Below are 17,261 nucleotides of genomic sequence, written 5' to 3' on the forward strand. Positions count from 1 at the left end.
GATCAAACCGTTAGTTTGTTTGCCGGACCGGGAGGGGGACGCACGGGTGGAGCGCAGGTCGATCGGGGCGGGGGCGCTGGCGGTGGGCGCCGTCGGGCTCGGGTGCATGCCGATGAGCTGGGCGTACGCGCCCTCCCGGCGCCGCGGCGAGGAGTCGCTGGCCACGGTGCACACCGCGCTGGACCTGGGGGCGAACCTGCTGGACACCGCCGACCTGTACGGGCCGTACACCAATGAGCTCCTGCTGGGGCGGGTGCTGCGGGAGCGGCGGGCGGAGGCGTTCGTGTCCGCCAAGGTGGGGCTGCGGGCGGGCGAGCAGCACGTGGTGGCGGACGGTCGGCCCGGTTACATGCGGCGGGCCTGCGACGCCTCGCTGCGGCGGCTGCGGACGGACGTCATAGACCTCTACCAGCTGCACCGGGTCGATCCGGACGTCCCGGTGGAGGAGACCTGGGGGGCGATGGCGGAGCTGGTGGGCGCCGGGAAGGTGCGGGCGCTCGGGTTCTGCGCGCTGGGCGCGGGGGCCGGACCGGGGGCGGGGCGGCGCGGGGACCGGGCGTACCGGGTGACCTTGGGGCACCTGGAGCGGGTCCAGCAGGTGTTCCCGGTGAGCGCCGTGCAGGCGGAGCTGTCGGTGTGGTCCCCGGAGGCGGCGCGGCAGCTGCTGCCGTGGTGTGCGGCGCGCGGGGTGGGATTCCTGGCGGCGATGCCGCTGGGCAGCGGGTTCCTGACCGGGACGCTCAGGCCGGGCGAGGGCTTCGAGTGGGAGGACGTACGGGCGCGGCATCCCCGGTTCACGGCGGAGTCGATGGCGGCGAACCAGGTGCTGGTGGCGGGGCTGCGGCGGGTGGCCCGGCGGCACGGGGCGCAGGTGACGGCGGCGCAGGTGGCGCTGGCGTGGGTGCTGGCGCAGGGGCCGCAGGTGGTGCCGGTGCCGGGGGCCGACCGGGCGCACTGGGCGGCGGAGAACGCGGGGGCGGCGCAGGTCCGGCTGACGGCCGGGGACCTGGCCGAGATCGCGGCCCTGCCGGCGGCGGTGGGAGCCTGGGACTGAGCGGGGCCCGGGCCCGGGTCCGGGTCCGGGTCCGGGGCCGTAGCCGGTTCCGGGGCCCTTTGGCCGGCCCCGGCACAACCACTCGATCGGGTGTACGAGTGGTGGAACTTCGGGAACTGCCGCAGCTGTTGAGACAGGTGAAGGGCACGATCGCAGGACCGGAGGGGAGCAGGACGATGCGATACGGACAGGCGCACGAGTTGTACGAGGGCCCGCGGCCCCGGACCCGCGGAGTGCTGGCGGCGTTCGCCCTGGCCGGATGCGGGGCTCTGCTGGCGGGGGGCTGCGCACCGGCGGGCGCCCCCGGCAGCGAGGCGGGCACGTCACCACCCCGCGCGGCACCCACACCGTCGGCGGCCGGCCCCACAGGCTCCCCGTCCGGCTCCTCGGGGGCGGCCCCGCCGCCGGCCAAGGGCTCCGTGACGGTGGCGGGCGAGATCGCCAAGGACCTGGAGTCTCCGTGGGGGGTGGCCCCGCTGCCCGACGGGGACCTGCTGGTCGCCTCGCGGGACAAGGGGACGATCAGCAGGGTCGCGGTGGCCACGGGCAAGGTGACGCCGATCGGCAAGGTGCCCGGGGTGGCCCCGGGCGGGGAGGGCGGGCTGCTGGGGCTCGCGCTGTCGCCCTCGTACGCCTCGGACCGCATGGTGTACGCGTACTTCACGACGGAGTCCGACAACCGCATCGCCCGGATGCGCTACGACGAGCAGAGGGACGCCGGTCAGCAACTGGGCGCGCCGGACACGGTGTTGCGGGGCATCCCCAAGGGCCTGGTCCACAACGGCGGGCGGATCGCCTTCGGCCCGGACAAGATGCTCTACGCGGGGACGGGCGAGACGGGCGACACCGGGCTCGCGCAGGACAAGAAGTCGCTGGGCGGCAAGATCCTGCGGATGACCCCGGACGGGCAGCCGGTGCACGGGAATCCGGAGGCCGACTCCATCGTCTATTCCTACGGGCACCGCAATGTGCAGGGGCTGGCCTGGGACAAGGACAAACGGCTGTGGGCGGCCGAGTTCGGCCAGAACACCTGGGACGAGCTGAATCTGATCGAGCCCGGCGCGAACTACGGCTGGCCGGAGGCCGAGGGGAAGGCGGGCAAGCCCGGCCTGCGTGATCCGGTGGCCGTGTGGAAGACCGACGAGGCCTCGCCGAGCGGGATCGCCTGGGCGCAGGGCTCGGTGTGGATGGCCGGGCTGAAGGGCGAGCGGCTGTGGCGGATCCCGCTGGCCGGGGCGAATCCCGTGGCCGAGCCCGAGGCCTTCCTGACGGGGAAGTACGGCCGGCTGCGCACGGTGATCGCCCTCGGCGGGGACAGATTGCTGCTGGTCACGAGCGAGACGGACGGGCGCGGATCGCCGGAGGCGGGCGACGACAGGATCCTGACACTGACGGTGCGGTAACCGACGGGTCCCCGGTGGGGGGCGAAAGGCACGGTGGGCGCGGTGTTCAACATGATCGAGGAGCTGTTCAACCCGGGACGCAAGCACACGGACGAGGAGAAGAAGCGGCTGGAGCTGTCCCGGACCGACGTGAACGACGGCGATCCGGGACGCGGTCCGATAGACCTCGACTCCGGCAAGGTGCTCATACGCCCGGCCGAGCAGCCCCCGCAGGAGTGAGGGGCGCGAACAGCCGCAGCCGGTGGGCGAGGGCCGCTGCTTCACCGCGGCCGGCGACGCCCAGCTTGGCCAGGATGTTCGAGACGTGCACGCTGGCCGTCTTCGGGGAGATGAAGAGCTCCTCGGCGATCTGGCGGTTGCTGTTGCCCGCCGCGACCAGGCGCAGTACGTCGCGCTCGCGGCTGGTCAGGCCCAGGGCCTCGACGGGGTCGGTGTCCGGTGCGGGCAGGGCCGGGGGTGTGTCGGCCTCGGTGAGCGGGAGCCGGGCGCGCTGGGCGAGCAGGGCCAGGTCCTCGCGGAGCCTGCGGGAGCCGAGCCGGTCCGCGGTGGCATAGGCCTCGCGCAGCAGGACGGCGGCGCTCTCGCGGCAGCCGCCGGAGGCCAGCAGGGCCTCGGCGAGCCGGTGGCGGGCGCGGGCCAGCAGGTACGGGCGCTCCAGCGGGCGGACGGCCTGCTCGACGGCAGCCCAGTCGGCGGCGGTGTCCCGGTCCTCGGCCCGCAGCAGCTCGGCGCGGAAGAACTCGGCGTGGGCGGTCCACACGGGCACCGGGGTGGCCAGGGCGCCGGCGGCGCCGCGGAGCACCGCGAGGGCGGCTTCGCGGCCGGCGTCGGCGACGGGGAGCCCCCGGGCGTCCGCTTCGGCGGAGGCGGCGGCGAGCAGCAGCGGCCAGGCATAGCGGTGGTGGCCGAGCGGGAAGCCGTAGGCGACGGCATCCGCGATCTCCCCGCGGACGTCGGCTATCCGGCCCTCTCCCGCGGCCACGCCGACCGCGAGGCGGTAGAGCGGCAGGCGGTGCTGGGGCTGGCTGTCGTGGGTGCCGAAGTGGGTGTGGGCGGCGGCGAGCCGGCCGGTCGCCTCGGTCATTTCGCCGCGCGCCAGGGCCAGGTAGGACAGCCGTGCGGAGGCGGAGCCGCGCGGGGCCGCGCTCTGGCCGACGCTCAGGGCGCGCCGGGCGGCTTCGGCCGCCTCGTCCCAGCGGCCGAGGTTGTACAGGCTCTCCGCCATGTTCCCGCTGAGCCAGGCCTCGGTGTCCAGCATCCGCGACGGTTCGACGAGTTCGACCCCCTGTTCGGCCACTTCCACGGCTTCGCGGGACCGGCCCATGCTTTCCAGCTGCGAGGTGAGGTTGATATGTGCACGTCCCGCCACCATGACGAGCCCGAGTTCGGCGGCCCGCTCCCGGACCGCGTGCATCTCGGCGAGGCCGCGCTCGGGTTCGCCCGAGTCGGTGAGCAGGCAGCCCACGGTGATACGGGCGTTCAGCTCGATCTCCTCGGCCCCGACCATCCGTGCGTAGGCGGCGGCGCGTTCCGCGGCCTCGAGGTTGCCCGGGCCGGGGCTGTGGAGCATGCCCCAGCCCGCGGCCCTGACCAGGACCTCGGCGTGCACCTGGGACGGGGGCAGCCCCTTGACGAGCTCTTGGGCCTTGGCGAGTTCGTCCCAGCCGTCACCGCGGCCCAGGCCGGCGACGAGCCGGGAGCGCTCGGTCCAGAACCAGGCGGCCCGCAGCGGGTCCTGGTCCTCCTCCAGCAGCCGCAGCGCCGTCTTGGTGATCTTCAGGGCGCGTTCGCGCTCGCCGCCGAAGCGGGCGGCGACGGTCGCCTCGGCCAGCAGGTCGAGCCGCTGCAGCGGGGTGGTGGCCGGGTCGCAGCCGCACGGCGGGTACACATCGGTGTAGTCCACCGGGCGCAGCGCCTCGCGGACCTCCTCCGGCGCGCTCTCCCACAGGTCCAACGCCCGCTCCAGCAGCCGCAGCTGTTCGGAGTAGGCGTGCCGGCGGCGGGCGGCGACCGAGGCGGCCAGGACGGCGGGCAGCGCCTTGGCGGCGTCGTTGGCGCAGTACCAGTAGCTGGCCAGCCGGATGACCCGCTCCTCGGCGCGGATCAGCGAGCCGTCGGCCTCCATGGCCTCGGCGTAGCGGCGGTTGACGCGGGCGCGCTCGCCGGGCAGCAGGTCGTCGCTGACGGCCTCGCGGACCAGCGAGTGGCGGAAGCGGTAGCCGTCCCCGTCGGTGGTGGCGAGGAGGATGTTGGCGCCGACGGCGGCCCGCAGGGCCTCGATCAGCTCGTCCTCCGTCAGCCCGGCGACGGCCCGCAGGAGCGGGTACTCCACGGTGGAGCCGCCCTCGGCGACGATGCGCACCACGCGCTGTGCGGCTTCCGGCAGCACCTCGACGCGGACGAGCAGCAGGTCGCGCAGGGACTCGGTCAGTCCGGCGCGGCAGCCGCTCTCCCGGCAGGCGACGAGTTCCTCGACGAAGAAGGCGTTGCCGTCGGAGCGGTCGAAGACGGAGTCCACGAAGGCTTCGTCGGGCTGCGCGGCGAGGATGCCGGCGAGCTGGCGGCGCACCTCGGCCCGGTTGAAGCGGGGCAGTTCGATGCGCTGGACGGTGCGGAGCCGGTCCAGTTCTGCCAGCAGCGGCCGCAGCGGGTGGCGGCGGTGGACGTCGTCGGCCCGGTAGGTCGCGACGACGACGAGCCGGCCACTGGCGAGGGTGCGGAAGAGGTAGGAGAGCAGGTGCCGGGTGGAGGTGTCCGCCCAGTGCAGGTCCTCGAGGACGAGGACGACGGTGCGGTCGGCGGCGAGCCTCTCCAGCATCCGGGCCGTCAGCTCGAAGAGCCGGGCGGTGCTCTCCTCGTCGTGCGGGCCGCGGGGGGTGTCGCCGAGTTCGGGGAGGATCCGGGCGAGTTCGTCCTCCTGGCCGGCGGCCGCGGCCGCCAACTCCCCCGGGAGCTGGCGGTGCAGGGTGCGCAGAGCCGTCGAGAACGGGGCGAAGGGAAGTCCCTCCGCCCCGATCTCCACACAGCCTCCGACGGCCACGACCGCACCGCGGCGGGCCGCTTCGCAGAGGAACTCCTCGGTGAGGCGGGTCTTTCCGACCCCGGCCTCGCCCCCGATGAGCATCGCCTGCGGCTCCTGGCCCGCGGCGCGGGCCAATGCGTCGGTGAGTACGGCCAGTTCGTCGGCTCGGCCGACGAACACCGGGCTGACAGATCTGGTCTCCACGTCGCCGAGCATCGCACAGGATCCCGGGCCGACGGCACTCGTTATCGGTGCGCTTCTCATCACGTGCCGGTTCCCGCGTTTCGCGGCGCCGGCTACGCGGCGCGCGTGAAGCGGTTACGGATTGCGCTCACCGGCCCTTCGGGTTCCTGGCTGCGAGAGGAGGCGCGGCGCGCCTTCTTGGCCTCCTGGACCCGGCGGTACGCGTCTGCCTCGCGGATGAGGTCGGCGCGGCGGGCGGTGGCGATCTCGTACTCGAACATCTCGTACTCCCTGGTCTGCGTTTCTCGGCACCTCGTTCGGTGTGATCCAAGATTCGCGCCCCAGGGGGTGCCGGCACATCGGGCGCCTGCCGCATCTGTACGGGGCGGGGGTCCTTAGGCAGCGGCCGAAGGACCCCGGGGCGGACCGGGAGTGCCTAGGAGGGGTTCCTAGGAAGGCGGAAGGGAGGTCCTAGGCGGCCTTCGGGAGGGGAGCCAGGATGTCGAAGTACATGAGGCCGAAGAGCAGGACGCCCAGGGCGCCGAGCGCGACGGCGGCCCAGGAGACGGCGCGGACCCAGGTCGGGAGGGTGCGGCCGGGGGCGCCGAAGGCGGGGCGGGCCAGCACGAAGACGGCGAGGAGCAGGGCGAGGGTGGACAGGACGCCGTTGACGAGGGCGGTCATGTGCCAGGCGTCGCCGTACAGGGCCTGGATCTTCGCCTCTGTGGTGGCGGCGTTGACCGACTCGATCTGGCCCACGAGGGTCTGGCGCTCGGCTATGACGCGCGAGACCCAGCTGCCGCTGAGGGCGACGAGCCCGAGCCCGGCCGCGACGACGGCGGAGGCCGCGGCGCCGACGCCGTCGGACACCTTCTCGGTGTCGTCGAGCTCGTCGTCGAGGGCGTCCTCGAGCTCCTCGTCGGAGAGGGCGGGCTCGGTGGCCTCGGCGCTCTCCCCGGCGGGGGCGTCCTTGACGTCGGCCTTGACGTCGGCCTTGGCGTCGGCCTTGGCCTCGGCGGCCTGGGGCTCGGCGGTGTCCGCCTCGGGAGCGGTCGGGTCGGCGGTCTTCGTGGTGTCCATGCGGGGCACCGTAGGCGGCTTGTCTGAGAGGTTTCTGAGAATGCGCCGGAGCCGTCCGGCCGGGCCGGCCGCGGGCCCCGGACCAGGGCCGCGGCGGGTGGTGTCAGGCAGTGGGAGCCGGCGGCCACTCGTGGGCGAGGACGGCCCAGATCTCGGTGTTCTGGCGGACGCCGCGGTAGGGGTAGGCCTCGCGCAGGACGCCCTCGCGGGTCATCCCGAGGCGCTCCGCGACGGCGAGGCTCTTCTTGTTGGCGGAGGAGGCGTGCCACTCGGCGCGGTGCATGCCCCGCTCGTGGAAGGCCCAGTCGATCAGGACGCGGCAGGCCGTGGACACCAGGCCCCGGCCGGCGGCCGCCGGCTCCAGCCAGCAGCCGACCTCGCAGTTGCCCGACTCGGCGTCGAAGGTCCGGAAGAGGACCCCGCCGACCAGGGTGCCGCCGACGCGGATGCCGTAGATCCGCCCGCCGTCGGCGGCCGTCTTCTGTGCGTACGAGGAGAGGAAACCGCGCGCCGAGTCGAGGTCGGTGACGAAGTCGGCCAGGACGATGTGCTCGCCGATGAACTCCCGGCCGCGGTCCATGTGTGCCAGGAACTCCTCGGCGTGCCAGACCTCCAGCGGAAACAGCTGTGCGTCGTCGGCGAGGTCTATCGAGAACATGCGGCTTCTTCCTTGGGTCTCATACGGCGGGTCGCCGGATCACCGGGATGCGGTGGCGGGCTCGGCGCCGTCCTCGCTCGTGGCGGAGCCGGCACCGGGTCGCTGCGCGGGAAGTGTCGCACGCGAACGGCGCTCGGGGGGCTCGATGCTGATCTTGGGCAGCCGGCGGTCCAGCCAGGCGGGCAGCCACCAGTTGGCGCCGCCGAGCAGGTGCATCAGCGCCGGGACGAGGAGGGTGCGCAGCACGAAGGCGTCGAGGGCGACGGCCGCGGCGAGCGCGATGCCGAACATCGCGATGATCCGGTCTCCGCTGAGCACGAAGGCCAGGAAGACGGAGATCATGATGACCGCCGCGGAGTTGATCACCCGGCTGGTCTCGGCGAGGCCGACGCGGACGGCCCGCCGGTTGTCGCCCGTCTCCAGCCACTCCTCGTACATCCGGCTGACGAGGAACACCTGGTAGTCCATGGACAGTCCGAAGAGGACCGACACCATGATCACCGGCAGGAAGGGCTCGATCGGGCCGGCGCTGCCCAGGCCCAGCAGCTCACTGCCCCAGCCCCACTGGAAGATCGCGACGACGACGCCGAAGGAGGAGGCGACGGCCGCGACGTTCATGGCGGCGGCCTTGAGCGGAATGCCGAGGGACCGGAAGGCCAGCAGCAGCAGGACGCAGCCGAGGGTGATCACCACCCCGACGAACAGCGGCAGTTTCCCGACGATGACGTCGGCGAAGTCGTCGTAGCCCGCGGTCACACCGCCGACGTGGACGTCCATGGTGTTGCCGTGCCCGGCGCCCGGAATGACGTCCTCGCGCAGCGTCGTGACCAGCTCGCTCGTGGCCCGGGACTGCGGGGCGGAGTCCGGTATGACGGTCAGGACCGCGGTGTCCCCGCTGCGGTTGAAGACGGCCGGGCCGGCGGCGGCGACGCCCTCGGTCGTCCGCAGCGCCTCGGCCAGGTGATCGACGGCTATCCGGTCCCCGGCGCCGTCGAGGCGGGAGACGACGGTGAGCGGGCCGTTCATGCCCGGTCCGAAACCCTCGGCGAGGAGGTCGTAGGCCTGCCGGGTGGTGGAGCCCGCCGGGTTGTTGCCCTGGTCGGAGGTGCCCAGGTGGAGCGAGAAGGTGGGCAGTGCCAGCACCACCATGACCAGCGCGGCGACGGCGCCGAGCAGTTTGGGGTGCCGCTCCACGAAGGCCGACCAGCGGGCGGCGAACCCGGTGGGCGTCTCGGGCCGCGGGCCCTCGGCCGCGAGCCTGCGGCGCTCGCGGCGCGAGAGGGCGCGCATGCCGATGTACGAGAGGAGGGCGGGCAGCAGCGTGACCGAGGCGGCGACCGTCAGCACCACCGTGAGGGAGGCGGCTATCGCGACGCCGTTCAGGAAGTTCAGGCGCAGCACCAGCATGCCGAGCAGCGCGATGCAGACGGTGGCCCCGGCGAAGACGACGGCCCGGCCCGTGGTGGCGACGGCCCGCTCGCCCGCCTCCTGGACGGGCAGGCCGCCCATGAGGCCCTTGCGGTGCCGGGTCACGATGAACAGCGCGTAGTCGATGCCCACGCCGAGCCCGACGAGGGTGCCGAGCATCGGGGCGAAGTCGGCGACGGGCATGGCGTGCCCGAGGAGCGTGATGCCGAAGTAGGCGGTGCCGACGCTGACCAGGGCGGTGGCGATGGGCAGCAGGCTCGCGGCGAGCGAGCCGAAGGCGAGGAAGAGGACCAGGGCCGCGACGGCCACGCCGATGACCTCGGCGATGTGCGCGGTGGGTGCCTCGGTCAGGGCGATCGCCCGGCCGCCGAGCTCGACCTGGAGGCCGTCCGTCTCGGTGGCGGGGTTCTTCGCGGCGTCGACGACGGCCTCGGCCTGCGCCTTGGGTACGGAGTCGGCTTGCTGGTCGAACGTCACCACGGCGTAGGCGGTGCGCCCGTCGGGGCTGATCTGCGCGGCGCTCTCGGGCCCGGCGCCGTAGGGGCCGGCGACCGAACCGACGCCGGGGAGCGCGGAGATGGCGTCGAGCGCCCTGGTCATGCGCTGCTCGACGTCGGGAGTACGGACGCTCTGATGCTCCGGGGCCCGCCACACGACGGTGTCGGTGTCACCGTCGTGGCCGTGGAAGCCCGCCCGCAGGAGGGCATGGGCGCGGCCGGACTCGGTGCCGGGGACCTCGTAGTCGTTGGAGAACGCCGATCCGGCGGTCCCTGCGGCCGCGGCGGCGGCGCCGAGCGCGAGCAGCCACAGGAGAACGGCTACCAGCCGGTGCCGCATGCACCACCGTGCGATCGCTGCCAACGGACGTGCTCCCTGGTGGTTCGGATCTTCACCGGGAGCTGCCCGACGCAAAGACACTGGAACTCGTGAAGGCCGGCGGCCCGGGGGATCGCCCCGGGTATCGGCCGAGAAGGTATACACCGCCACGATCCCAGCGTTTCGTGATCGTTGGCCCCATTCGTGTGCATCGTCACAGGGGCGCAGGGCGGTGCGGGACCGAGGTCATCCGCTCGACGGACCGTCCGGCTCGTCGGCCCGGTAGCCGGGGACGGAGGGCCACCTGACGGTGAGGACCACCGCGTCCTCCTCCGCGTACCAGGAGTGGTCGACCCCGCGGCCCCAGACGACGTAGTCCCCCTGCTCGGCGAGGACGACCGTCCGGCCGGGGAACTCCAGCCGGAAGCGCCCGCTGATCAGCACCTGCAGCGCGGTGCGCTCCTCGCCCCGGACCCACTGGGCCCGCTCGTCGCCCTTCGGGTGGACTCCCCACTTGATCTCCACGTCCTTGCTGTGGCGCGGATCGGCGGGGTCCTTGAAGTGGCCGAGGAGCCAGCCGCGGTCGGTGGCGGCGTCCGGGGTGGCCTTGCCGGTGTAGAGGGAGTCGTCGTTCACGGGGTGAGGCTAATGCAGTTGTGCGGGCGGGCGGGCTGCTGGTGAGCTGGGCCGATGACGATGGAAGCTGACGAACTGCTGAAGGTACGGGCCCAGTACGACCGGGAGATGCGCCGCGACGCACTGCCGGACGCCAAGGAGGCCAGGGTGGAACGGGCGGGGGCGGTGGTACGGCATACGGTGCCCGGGCCGGGGTGGAACGGCGTGCTCTGGTCGGACCTCGACGAGGAGACGGCGGACGCGGAGATCGCGGCGCAGGTGGCGTACTTCGCGGGGCGCGGGGCCGGCGACTTCGAGTGGAAGCTGTACGGCCACGACCGGCCGGCGGATCTCGGGGACCGGCTGCGCGCGGCGGGCTTCGTCCCGGAGCCGGCCGAGACCCTGCTGATGGGCCGGGTGGACGAGCTCGCCGCACTGCCGGTGGAGCCGCCGGAGGGGATCACCCTGCGGGTGGTGACGGACGAGGCGGGCGTCGACCTGATGATGGACGTCCACGCGAAGGCCTTCGGAACGGAGCGCCCCAGGATCCGGCACCTGCTGCTCACGCTGCTGGAGGAGGAGCCGCAGACCATCGCGGCGGTGGTGGCGATGGCCGGGGACACCCCGGTCAGCGCGGCCCGCATGGAAATGCGTCCGGGCTCCTCCTTCGCGGGCCTCTGGGGCGGCGGCACCCTCCCGGAGTGGCGGGGCCGGGGCATCTACCGCCTCCTGGTCGCCCACCGGGCCCGCATCGCAGCGGAGCGCGGCATCCGCTACCTCCAGGTGGACGCGTCGGACGACAGCCGCCCGATCCTGGAACGCCTGGGGTTCAGCCGCCTGGGCACGACGGTGCCGTACGTCTGGACCGGGACCGCGTAGCCGCCTGCGCGGCGGGGCCCGCCCATCTGCCCGCCGGCCTTCCGTCGCAGCCGCCGCCCGGGCAAGATCACCCCATGGAACGCATTGCACCGCCGCTGACCGGCGACGAGCGCGAGACCCTGCGCGCATTCCTCGACTACCACCGGGCCACCCTCGCCTGGAAGTGCGAGGGCCTCACCGACGAGGAGCTGCGGCGGCCCTCGTCGCCGCCGTCCGCCCTCTCCCTGCTGGGCCTGGTCCGGCACATGGGCGAGGTCGAGCGGCACTGGTTCCGCCGCACCCTGAACGGCGAGGAGCTTCCCCACCTCTGGTCCGACACCCACGACTTCCAGGCCGCCTACGACGCAGCCGACGCCACCCGCGAGGAGGCGTTCACCGCCTGGGAGACGGAGGTCGCGCACGCGCGCCGCATCGAGGCGGCCGCCGAGTCCCTCGACGTGACGGCGTACGTGTCCAGCTGGAAGGAGGAGGCCTCGCTGCGCCTCGTCATGCTCCACCTGATCCACGAGTACGCACGCCACAACGGCCACGCCGACTTCCTGCGCGAGGCCGTCGACGGCGCCACCGGAGCCTGACGCACCCGGCGGGACCACCGGGGCCCCGTCGGGCCCGCAAGACCGCATGCCCGCACGCCCGTCAGGCGGCCCGCCAGTAGCCCAGACCGTTCACGCGCTGCTTCGGCAGGGCCAGTTCCTTGCGCAGGTACGCGGTCAGCGCCCGTGTCGTCACCGTGTCGCAGGCGAGCCAGACGTACGCCGACGCCGGGTCCGCGACGAGCTCCGGGAGCTCCGCCTTCACCTGGTCCACCAGTGCCGAGCCCGTGCGCTCGACCCGCCTGATCTCGTGCCGGGCCGGGTCGAGCCGTACGGGCAGGCCGGCGTCCGACGCGTGCTGCGTCTCCAGCCAGATCGTCGCCGGGGTCTGCGGGTAGGCGTCCAGCAGGGAGTTGATCGCCGGGACCGAGGCCGGGTCGCCGATCACCAGCAGCCGCTCGGGCTCGGGCGCCGGGGCGGTGAAACCGGTCCCCTGGACGGTGGCCTCGATGGTGTCGCCCGGTTTCGCGGCCCGCGCCCACGCGCTCGCGGCGCCGTCGTGGAGCGCGAACTCCAGGCTGAACGTGCCCGCCGCCGGATCCGGGTCGACGAGGGTGTACGCCCGCGTGTGCGGCTTGCCCGCGCTCTCGAACCACAGCCGCACCCACATCGTCGGGTGGAGCGACTCGCCCGCCGCCGCGAGCAGTCCGCCGTCCGTCACGTGCACGCGGCGGTAGTGCTCCGTGACGTCCTGCGCGCCCGTGACCGTGAACGTGAAGTCCTTGCCCCGCAGAAGCCGAAGGACCACGCCCTCCCAGCCCTTGCCGACGCCTCCCATGTGTGACCACCCCTCCCTTGAACCCCTATAGTTAGGGCAGCCTAACCTAATGCACTGGGGGATGAGTGTGAGCCTTGTGACCAACGCGGACGACGCCGACGCAAACGCCACCGGAGCGGACGCCACCGGAGCCGATGCCACCGGAGCCGACGGCTTCGAGCTGTACCGCGACGACTGGGGCATCCCCCATCTCCGCGCCGCCGACGCCGACCGCCTCGCCTACGCCCAGGGCCGCACCACCGCCCTCGACCGCGCCTGGCAGCTGGAGGTCGAGCGCCACCGCGCCCAGGGCTCCAGCGCCGCCTTCCTCGGCCCGGAATCCGTCGCCTGGGACCGGTTCGCCCGCCGGTCCCGGCTCGCCGACACCGCCCGCCGCTGCCACGAGGCGCTCGACCCCGACACCGCCGCCTGGGTCCGGGCGTACGTGGACGGCGTCAACGACGGGCTGGCCGAAGGCGCCGCCCGCGACGAGCGGTTCGCCCGCACCGGCCACAGCCCCACCCCGTGGGAGCCCTGGGTCCCCCTCGCCATCTGGATCGCCACCCACATCCTCTTCGCCGGCTTCGCCACCAAGCTGTGGCGCGAGCGCGTGGCCCGCGCCCTCGGCGACGAGGCCGTCACCCTCTTCGCCACCGACGGCCCCGGCACCGCCGGCAGCAACGGCTGGCTGGTCCCCGGCGACCGGACCGCCACCGGCTCGGCGATCATCGCGGGCGACCCGCACCGGTTCATCGAGGACCCGGGCGTGTACCAGCAGATACGGCTCGCCTGCCCCGAGTACGACGTCCTCGGCCTGGCCGTCCCGGGCATCCCCGGCCTCGGCCACTTCGGGCACACCGGCAGTGCCGCCTGGGCCATCACCAACGCCATGTCCGACTACCAGGACCTGTACGCCGAACAGCTCCGCACCGCCCCCGCCGCCCCCGACGTGATCGAGGCCCTCGGCCCCGACGGCGCTTGGGAGCCCGTCGCCCGGCACACCGAGACCATCACCGTCGCCGGCGCCGACCCCGTCGAGGTCGAGGTCCTGGAGACCGCGCGCGGCCCCGTCATCATCCGGGACGAGACGGACGGCGGCGGCCAGACCCTCGCCCTGCGCTACCCGCCCCGGGTCCGCCGCGACCTCGGCTTCGCCGTCCTCCCCGCCCTGCTGCGCGCCCGTACCGTCGCCGAGATCGACCGCGCCTTCGACGGCTGGGCCGAGCCCGTCAACGTCGTCCACGCCGCCGACTCCGAGGGCGGCCTGCTGCACCGCGTCGCCGGCGCGGTCCCGCTGCGCCACCGGGCCAACCGGCTGCGCCCGGTGCCCGCCTGGGATCCGCAGTACGCCTGGCAGGGCTGGGCCGAGACCCCCGCCGAGCCCGTGCAGGGCTTCGCCGTCATGGCCAACGCGCGCGGCATCGCCTCGCCGCTCGGCGTGGAGTTCGCGCCCCCGCACCGCGCCAACCGCATCCGCGAGCTGCTCTCCGGCTCCGCGGACTGGACCCCGAAGGCGATCGCCGACGTACACCGGGACACCCACCTGGCCTCCGCCGAGCCGCTGCTGGCCCTGCTGCCCGGACTCGACGACCTCTCCCCCGAGGCCGCCGCCCTGCGCACCCGGCTGCTCGCCTGGGACCGCCACATGGCGGCCGAGAGCACCGACGCGACCGTCTTCTCGGCCTTCCGGACCGCGACCGTACGCCGCTTCGCCGCCGACCCCGTCTTCGCCGGACTCGCCGGCGCCCCCTGCGGTCCCGACGTGTTCCACCCCTGGCTGTACCTGGTCCCGAAGATCGGCTACGCCCTCGAAGGCCTGCTGACCACCACCCTCCTCCCCGGCCTCGACCGCGCGGCCCATGTCCGCGCCGCCCTGGAGGAGACGGCCGCCGCCGCCCGCCCCGACGCCCCCTGGTCGCAGGTCCACCGGCTGGCCCCCTGGTCGGCCCTCCCCGACCCGGAGGCCGAGTGGCCCGGCCTCGGCGGCGACCACGACTGCGTCAACGCCACCTCCACCGTCCCCGGGTTCACCGATCTCACCGCCCGCGCGTCGTCGGCCCGTTACGTCTGGGACCTGGCCCGCCGCGAGGACAGCCTCTGGGCGGTCCCGCTCGGCGCGGACGGCGTCACCGGCTCACCCCACCACCGCGACCAGCTGCCGTTCTGGGCGCAGTGCGAACTCGTCCCCGTCGTCACCGACTGGACCCGCCTCACGAAGGAAACCTCCAGATGACCACGTCCACCCGCCGTCCCGTGCACACCCAGCTCGTCGAGGGCTTCGGCACGATCACCATCACCCCCGTGGACCCCGCCGGGGACTCGGCCCTGATCCACAGCTGGGTCACCGAGGAGCGGGCCGCGTTCTGGGGCATGCGCGAGGCCGGCCGCGAGCTGGTCCAGGAGATCTACGAGGACGTCGACAGACGCACGACGCACCACGCGTTCATCGTCAGCCGCGACGGCGAGCCGGTCGGGCTCTTCCAGACGTACGACTGCGCCGAGGACCGGGTCAGCGAGTGCTACGAGGTCCAGCCGGGCGACACCGGCGTGCACCTGCTGATCAGCCCCGCCCGGGGGTCCGTCCAGCACGGCTTCAGCGCGGCTCTGATGACCGCCTTCATGGGGTTCGTCTGGTCCGACGGCCGCACCCGCCGCGTGGTCGCCGAGCCGGACGCCCGCAACGGCAAGGCCCTCGCCCGCCTCGTGCGCACCGGCTTCGTGCTCGGCCCGGAGATCGAGCTCCCGGAGATCGACCTGCCCGAGGTCTACCTGCCGGCCAAGCAGGCCCGCCTCGCCTTCCTCCACCCCGAGGCAAACTGACCGTTCCGATTGACCGTGTGATTCCGGCCACGCCAGACTGATGCCCACTCAAAGCATCGGCGCTGGGGGGAAATTGACCAGCCAGGATTTGCACATCGGGCCGGATGCGGCAGCAGACCGGTATCGGCTGCTCCGGTCGATCGGGCGCGGCGGGGAGGCCGTGCTCTATCTCGCGGAGATCGAGCTCGCGGGCGGCGGCGAACCGGTGGTCGTCAAGGTGCTCGACTCCAAGACGACCATCACGCCCGACGAGTTCGACCGGATCAGCCGCAAGTGGAACGAGCAGGCCGAGCTCCTGCGCTTCGTGCACCGCCCGGGCGTCGTCGGCGTCCGGGAGCACTTCGAGGGGCCGCCGATCCACCGGTCGGGGGAGTCCGGGACGCTGACCGGTCGGGCCCTCGTCCTCGTGATGAACCACGTCGACGGGCTCGACCTGCGCGACTGGCGCGCGGAACGGAACCTCGCCACCGCCGCCGAGCGGCGCGAGGTGATGCGGACGCTGGAGCAGCTGGCCGACGTCCTGGACTGGCTGCACTCCGGCAAGGCCACCCCGTCCGGGCGCCAGGTGATCCACGGTGACCTGTCACCGGGCAACGTGATGGTGGACGGTCATGGGCAGGCCACCCTGGTGGACTTCGGGCTCAGCAAGCTGACCGCAGACCACCAGACGGCGGAGGTGTGGTTCACCCCGGGGTACGCGGCTCCCGAGGTCTTCGACGGAAAGCGCACCCCGGCGGCGGACCGCTACGCCTTCGGGGCGATCGCGTACTTCCTGCTGAGCGGCGAGTCCCCGCCCAACTCCCCGGAGCAGCTGGCCCGGGCGATGGCGGCGCTGCCGCAGATCGCGGTGCTGGACGCCGAGCGGCGCGAGCGGATCACCGCCGTCTATGCGGGCGACCCGACGCAGCGGCCCGTCAGCCTGGCCGGCTGGATGAAGGACGTACGGCACGCGGTCGTGTCCACGACCTCCTCGACCTCGCAGCGGGCGGTGCAGGACGCGGTCCCGGCGCCGGTTCCGTCGAAGCCGGTGGTACCTCCGCAGCCCGTGGGCCCGCCGGTCCAGACGCCGGTCGCCGCTGCCGTCCACGCACCGCCCCCGCCGGCCCAGGACGCCCGGCCGCAGCCGCAGCCCCCGTTGCAGCCCCGGCCGGAGCACGTGCCCGCCGGGTACGGACCGACGTACCCGCTGCACGAGTCCCCGCCCCCGGGGCCCGCCGCGCCGAAGAGGCGGCGGGCGGGGCTCGTCCTGGGCTCGGTGGCCGCCGTCGTGGTCATCGCGGCGCTCGCCGTGCTCGGCGTACGGCTGCTGGACAAGGACAAGGGCGGCGACCAGGCCTCGGGCGGCAAGGGCGGCAGCGCCGCCTCCGACGCGGCCGTATCGGAGGTGGAGTCCCCGACACCCACTCCCTCACCGAGTGAGAGCGAGAGCGGGAGTTCGGACGCCGGGGCGACACCCGACCCCACCGCCAGTGGCACCCAGCCGGGCGGCGTCGCGGCGGACATCAAGGCCGCCGACCTGACGCAGCTGACGCCCATCGCGGGACTGGGCAACTTCACCGTCGGAGCCGCGAAGATCAACACCAAGCAGTACGGGGCGGCCTTCATCGCGAACCCCGACTGCAACGACGAGGCGATCACCGAGTTCGACCTCAACCGCGAGTGGAAGCACCTGGAGTTCACCGCCGGGATCGACGACGGCTCCACGCACGAGAAGGGACGCGTCAGCATCTCCCTCGACGGGAAGCCCGCGGCCTTCTCCGAGCTCGTCGAACTCGGCAAGCCGGCAACGAAGTCGGTGGACGTGACCGATGCCCTGCGGCTGCGCGTCAAGGTGGACATGGGCTGCGACAACGGCACCGTCGTCATCGCCGCCCCGCAGCTCACCCGCTGAACGGCGGACGGCCCCGCACCGGAAGTGAACTCCGGTGCGGGGCCGCCGCCGTACGCAGGGTG

15 protein-coding genes are annotated in these 17,261 nt (G+C 73.6%); 8 read left to right on the forward strand and 7 right to left on the reverse strand.

The genetic code is table 11. The annotated features are described in order from the left end of the window. Positions 1–46 precede the first annotated feature (46 nt). The 3 genes from OG299_RS12995 to OG299_RS13005 all read left to right on the forward strand — a co-directional run bounded on the left by OG299_RS12995 (position 47) and on the right by OG299_RS13005 (position 2,676). Positions 47–1,054 carry an aldo/keto reductase gene (locus OG299_RS12995; protein WP_327361576.1) on the forward strand — a complete coding sequence of 336 codons (1,008 nt, stop codon included), beginning with the start codon at positions 47–49 and terminating at the stop codon, positions 1,052–1,054. 176 nt (positions 1,055–1,230) lie between these two features. Continuing rightward, positions 1,231–2,457, forward strand: coding sequence for a PQQ-dependent sugar dehydrogenase (locus tag OG299_RS13000; protein ID WP_327361577.1), 1,227 nt, complete (start codon positions 1,231–1,233; stop codon positions 2,455–2,457). Between the two features lie 51 nt (positions 2,458–2,508). Then, positions 2,509–2,676 carry a DUF6191 domain-containing protein gene (locus OG299_RS13005; RefSeq protein ID WP_323139658.1) on the forward strand — a complete coding sequence of 56 codons (168 nt, stop codon included), beginning with the start codon at positions 2,509–2,511 and terminating at the stop codon, positions 2,674–2,676. Here OG299_RS13005 and OG299_RS13010 read toward each other — a convergent pair. The 6 genes from OG299_RS13010 to OG299_RS13035 form a co-directional block, all read right to left on the reverse strand. Next, complete coding sequence (locus OG299_RS13010; RefSeq protein WP_389870955.1) at positions 2,642–5,695, reverse strand: helix-turn-helix transcriptional regulator; 3,054 nt, start codon at positions 5,693–5,695, stop codon at positions 2,642–2,644. The genes OG299_RS13005 and OG299_RS13010 overlap by 35 nt on opposite strands. Positions 5,696–5,775: 80 nt before the next feature. Next, positions 5,776–5,943: a hypothetical protein gene (locus tag OG299_RS13015; protein ID WP_266625162.1), complete on the reverse strand. Its 168-nt coding sequence runs from the start codon at positions 5,941–5,943 to the stop codon at positions 5,776–5,778. A 190-nt stretch (positions 5,944–6,133) separates the two neighbouring features. Further along, entirely contained in the window at positions 6,134–6,742 is a 609-nt protein-coding gene (locus OG299_RS13020) for a hypothetical protein (RefSeq protein ID WP_327361578.1), read from the reverse strand. A 103-nt stretch (positions 6,743–6,845) separates the two neighbouring features. Beyond that, complete coding sequence (locus tag OG299_RS13025) at positions 6,846–7,400, reverse strand: GNAT family N-acetyltransferase (protein ID WP_266625166.1); 555 nt, start codon at positions 7,398–7,400, stop codon at positions 6,846–6,848. Positions 7,401–7,439: 39 nt separating this feature from the next. Then, entirely contained in the window at positions 7,440–9,689 is a 2,250-nt protein-coding gene (locus OG299_RS13030; protein ID WP_327361579.1) for an MMPL family transporter, read from the reverse strand. A gap of 201 nt (positions 9,690–9,890) precedes the next feature. Further along, positions 9,891–10,280 (reverse strand): cupin domain-containing protein, encoded by a 390-nt coding sequence (locus OG299_RS13035; protein WP_266625169.1) that lies wholly within the window; start codon positions 10,278–10,280, stop codon positions 9,891–9,893. 60 nt (positions 10,281–10,340) lie between these two features. On the opposite strand from OG299_RS13035, the gene OG299_RS13040 reads away from it, so the two are divergent. Both OG299_RS13040 and OG299_RS13045 read left to right on the forward strand, forming a co-directional pair. Further along, positions 10,341–11,138, forward strand: a complete 798-nt coding sequence (locus tag OG299_RS13040) for a GNAT family N-acetyltransferase (RefSeq protein ID WP_266633203.1) — start codon at positions 10,341–10,343, stop codon at positions 11,136–11,138. A 74-nt stretch (positions 11,139–11,212) separates the two neighbouring features. After that, positions 11,213–11,713, forward strand: coding sequence for a DinB family protein (locus tag OG299_RS13045; RefSeq protein ID WP_266625171.1), 501 nt, complete (start codon positions 11,213–11,215; stop codon positions 11,711–11,713). A 61-nt stretch (positions 11,714–11,774) separates the two neighbouring features. Here OG299_RS13045 and OG299_RS13050 read toward each other — a convergent pair whose 3' ends face one another. Continuing rightward, positions 11,775–12,509 carry a siderophore-interacting protein gene (locus tag OG299_RS13050; protein WP_266625173.1) on the reverse strand — a complete coding sequence of 245 codons (735 nt, stop codon included), beginning with the start codon at positions 12,507–12,509 and terminating at the stop codon, positions 11,775–11,777. A 61-nt stretch (positions 12,510–12,570) separates the two neighbouring features. On the opposite strand from OG299_RS13050, the gene OG299_RS13055 reads away from it, so the two are divergent. The 3 genes from OG299_RS13055 (at position 12,571) to OG299_RS13065 (ending at position 17,199) form a co-directional block, all read left to right on the forward strand. Continuing rightward, positions 12,571–14,721 (forward strand): penicillin acylase family protein, encoded by a 2,151-nt coding sequence (locus OG299_RS13055; RefSeq protein ID WP_327361580.1) that lies wholly within the window; start codon positions 12,571–12,573, stop codon positions 14,719–14,721. Then, complete coding sequence (locus OG299_RS13060; protein WP_266625176.1) at positions 14,718–15,308, forward strand: GNAT family N-acetyltransferase; 591 nt, start codon at positions 14,718–14,720, stop codon at positions 15,306–15,308. The genes OG299_RS13055 and OG299_RS13060 overlap by 4 nt, the downstream gene beginning before the upstream one ends. Before the next feature lie 73 nt (positions 15,309–15,381). After that, on the forward strand, positions 15,382–17,199 hold the full coding sequence (locus OG299_RS13065; protein ID WP_327361581.1) for a protein kinase domain-containing protein: 1,818 nt from the start codon (positions 15,382–15,384) through the stop codon (positions 17,197–17,199). Positions 17,200–17,261 lie beyond the last annotated feature (62 nt).

This window comes from Streptomyces sp. NBC_01296 (genome assembly GCF_035984415.1).
Classification (GTDB): Bacteria; Actinomycetota; Actinomycetes; order Streptomycetales; family Streptomycetaceae; genus Streptomyces.

What these genes read in the sequence shown, in the direction of transcription:
- OG299_RS13010 (WP_389870955.1), bottom strand. Translation starts at nt 5,695, where the DNA reads ATGCTCGGCGACGTGGAGACCAGATCTGTCAGCCCGGTGTTCGTCGGC.
- OG299_RS13000 (WP_327361577.1), top strand. Translation starts at nt 1,231, where the DNA reads ATGCGATACGGACAGGCGCACGAGTTGTACGAGGGCCCGCGGCCCCGG.
- OG299_RS13055 (WP_327361580.1), top strand. Translation starts at nt 12,571, where the DNA reads ATGAGTGTGAGCCTTGTGACCAACGCGGACGACGCCGACGCAAACGCC.
- OG299_RS13020 (WP_327361578.1), bottom strand. Translation starts at nt 6,742, where the DNA reads ATGGACACCACGAAGACCGCCGACCCGACCGCTCCCGAGGCGGACACC.
- OG299_RS13005 (WP_323139658.1), top strand. Translation starts at nt 2,509, where the DNA reads ATGATCGAGGAGCTGTTCAACCCGGGACGCAAGCACACGGACGAGGAG.
- OG299_RS13050 (WP_266625173.1), bottom strand. Translation starts at nt 12,509, where the DNA reads ATGGGAGGCGTCGGCAAGGGCTGGGAGGGCGTGGTCCTTCGGCTTCTG.
- OG299_RS13040 (WP_266633203.1), top strand. Translation starts at nt 10,341, where the DNA reads ATGGAAGCTGACGAACTGCTGAAGGTACGGGCCCAGTACGACCGGGAG.
- OG299_RS13045 (WP_266625171.1), top strand. Translation starts at nt 11,213, where the DNA reads ATGGAACGCATTGCACCGCCGCTGACCGGCGACGAGCGCGAGACCCTG.
- OG299_RS13025 (WP_266625166.1), bottom strand. Translation starts at nt 7,400, where the DNA reads ATGTTCTCGATAGACCTCGCCGACGACGCACAGCTGTTTCCGCTGGAG.
- OG299_RS13060 (WP_266625176.1), top strand. Translation starts at nt 14,718, where the DNA reads ATGACCACGTCCACCCGCCGTCCCGTGCACACCCAGCTCGTCGAGGGC.
- OG299_RS13015 (WP_266625162.1), bottom strand. Translation starts at nt 5,943, where the DNA reads ATGTTCGAGTACGAGATCGCCACCGCCCGCCGCGCCGACCTCATCCGC.